We start from the raw sequence: 2,550 nt of genomic DNA on the forward strand, positions 1-2,550 counted from the left end.
AAAAAAAACAGTGAGTTAGGCTTGCCTACTCGCTGTTTTTTCTTTCTCTTGATACTATTGATTAAAGTGGGGACAAAAATTGACTAAAAAAGGCAATAAAAAAGCCCATAATTCGGCTGCTTTGGCGGGCGTTGAATTACAGGCTTTGGAATCTTCTTGCGAAGATCAACATTCGGATAGAATAACACGTTTTGCGACTTTAAAACATAGGGCTAAAAACCAAGAAAACTATCTTTTTACACTAGCCAAGTTTAAAGAGAACTATGTTAAAGACGTTAAAAACGATGAATCTATTGCGGCTCTTAAATCTGCCCAAAAATTGAATGAGTGCGGAAACTATCTGCTATTCAAAAATTTCTATACTTTGGGTGAAATCAAACTAACAAAAATCCAAACATGCGGGCAGCATTTGCTTTGCCCTTTCTGCGCTGCTATTCGTGCCTCCCGTGCTGTTACTCGATACGTTCAACGTATTGATGAAGTATTAACGCAAAATCGCAAGCTCAAGCCCGTTCTAATCACGCTCACAGTAAAAAACGGTTCTGACCTACGGGAACGTGCCGACCATCTTCTAAACGCCTTTAGGAAGCTCCTAGAGCGTCGTAGAGACTTCATCAAGAAGGGTCGAGGGTACAACGAGTTTTGTAAGGTTCAGGGCGCTATGTACTCATACGAAAACACGTATAACGAAAAAACAGGTGAATGGCATCCCCATATTCACATGTTTGCACTGGTGGATAGCTGGATTGATCAGCAAGAGTTTGCGGAATATTGGCAAAGCCTCACTGGTGATTCTTATATTGTAGACGTTCGCAGGGCGAAAAAAGAAAAGGGTTCAGGCTATGCGGGAGCAGCAGCAGAGGTCTGTAAGTACGCTTTAAAGTTTGGTGATCTATCGGTTGAAAAGACTTGGGAGGCTTTTAAGATTCTCAAGGGGCGTCGCTTAACTGGCTCATTTGGTCTTTTATGGGGTGTCAAAATCCCTGAAGAAGCTACGGACGAACTTCCAGACGATCAGTCTTTGCCATATCTCGAAATGCTTTACAAATTCAACTATGCCAAGCATTCATACTATGACTTGATTGTTACACGCAACGTAGAGCCAAAGGCGAAAGCGGAACTAGGAGGAGGAGGAGGAGTTGCGACGACGACCGACCGACGTTGTGAAGCTGTAGCATTGGCGACTAAGGACGAAGCTATCATTTTCGGTCGTGGCGAGGGCACGCAGCACGTGAAAATGAAGCGAGGACGCAAAAAAGCCCACTGGAGAATCCCACCTGCTACCCGTGTTCGGGTTCGGCAACGAATCCGAAGATGGGACGGATATTTATATAATATTGACCTATTCCCGTATGTTGAGCATAGGCTATTAGCTTTTATTGGTTAGCCTGTTTCTTGAGAAACGCGTAAGCGTGCATTCTGAAAATTCTACTGCAACACGTAAGAGTTAGAGCAGGCGGAGTGCCTGCGAACTGACGCAATAAAAACTCTTAACTTTCCTTTCCCTGATTACAAAGCTCCCCTTAGCACCTAAGTGGGAGCTTTTAGCAATCCCGCAGGGTTGCGCCACAAAGAATAATGATATATAAATAACTCACCAGTTAAGCTACTTTAATTTTTTTACATATACAGGGTATATCATTATGACTGAGCCAACTAATTTAGATTTGTTTGTTGCTGAACTTAAAAAAACAGGTCGTTCTAGCTATCACGGTGCATATTTTCAAGTTCCTTTCCGTATCCAATTGCATCTTCATGCGAAAGTTGAATCTCTTGCAAAACACTTAAACAGCTCTCGAAATAAAGTCTTGAATGATCTTTTGGCTATTGCTCTTGATCAGGTTTATTTATCTTTAAATCTCGATGAAGACACTTTGCATGACATTCAGGTTGAGGAGGGGCGGATTCTTCAGGATTTATTGAAGGATCGCCAGTCAATCAATTCTGGAGATATGGCGGATGACTAATTTTGAGGTTACGGCTAACAAGCCTATGGCTTCACTTGATGAAGCTGCTTCATATTTTAAAAAAGTGTTGCAGGAGCATTTAGATAAAAAACGTGACATCACGTTATTTGCTATTGCTGTTGTTGAGGGTCGATTAAAAGTGATTGAGGGTTTTCCAAGATGATTAAGTTAGAGGGAACAGTATTAAACGTCTTTACTCAACAAGGCGGAACAAACAAGAAAGGCGAAGCCTTTGAAGATCGTGACAAGGTGCAAATTTTGGGAGCTATGGAGCTTCCAAACGGTGATGTAAAAAATGAGCTTTTTACATTATCAGTCGAAAATCATCGTGATTTTATCGACTTCTTAAATCAAAAAATTTCTATTGCTGTTGGAGCAATGGCAAGCGGACGTAATGTGATTTTTTATGTCGCAAAAGGCGCACAGCCTGAATTAGCAAAAACCGTGTGAAACACGAAAAAAAACAGTGAGTTAGGCTTGCCTACTCGCTGTTTTTTCTTTCTCTTGATACTATTGATTAAAGTGGGGACAAAAATTGACTAAAAAAGGCAATAAAAAAGCCCATAATTCGGCTGCTTTGGCG

Annotated in this window: 4 protein-coding genes; all 4 read left to right on the forward strand. The window is 41.3% G+C overall.

The genetic code is table 11. From position 1 onward, the window contains the following. The first annotated feature begins 79 nt into the window (after window positions 1-79). The 4 genes from FTV34_RS16870 to FTV34_RS16885 all read left to right on the forward strand — a co-directional run bounded on the left by FTV34_RS16870 (window position 80) and on the right by FTV34_RS16885 (window position 2,417). Window positions 80-1,387, forward strand: a complete 1,308-nt coding sequence (locus tag FTV34_RS16870; protein WP_257221987.1) for a protein rep — start codon at window positions 80-82, stop codon at window positions 1,385-1,387. Window positions 1,388-1,643: 256 nt separating this feature from the next. Beyond that, window positions 1,644-1,967, forward strand: a complete 324-nt coding sequence (locus tag FTV34_RS16875) for a hypothetical protein (protein WP_179991768.1) — start codon at window positions 1,644-1,646, stop codon at window positions 1,965-1,967. After that, window positions 1,960-2,130, forward strand: coding sequence for a hypothetical protein (locus tag FTV34_RS16880; protein WP_179995794.1), 171 nt, complete (start codon window positions 1,960-1,962; stop codon window positions 2,128-2,130). The genes FTV34_RS16875 and FTV34_RS16880 overlap by 8 nt, the downstream gene beginning before the upstream one ends. Beyond that, entirely contained in the window at window positions 2,127-2,417 is a 291-nt protein-coding gene (locus FTV34_RS16885) for a hypothetical protein (protein WP_179991767.1), read from the forward strand. The genes FTV34_RS16880 and FTV34_RS16885 overlap by 4 nt, the downstream gene beginning before the upstream one ends. The last annotated feature ends 133 nt before the right edge of the window (window positions 2,418-2,550 follow it).

Source organism: Acinetobacter sp. YH16038 (genome assembly GCF_013417275.1).
Classification (GTDB): domain Bacteria; phylum Pseudomonadota; class Gammaproteobacteria; order Pseudomonadales; family Moraxellaceae; genus Acinetobacter.

Excerpts from the sequence above, each read along its gene's own strand:
- FTV34_RS16885 (WP_179991767.1), top strand. The coding sequence starts at position 2,127 with ATGATTAAGTTAGAGGGAACAGTATTAAACGTCTTTACTCAACAAGGC.
- FTV34_RS16880 (WP_179995794.1), top strand. The coding sequence starts at position 1,960 with ATGACTAATTTTGAGGTTACGGCTAACAAGCCTATGGCTTCACTTGAT.
- FTV34_RS16875 (WP_179991768.1), top strand. The coding sequence starts at position 1,644 with ATGACTGAGCCAACTAATTTAGATTTGTTTGTTGCTGAACTTAAAAAA.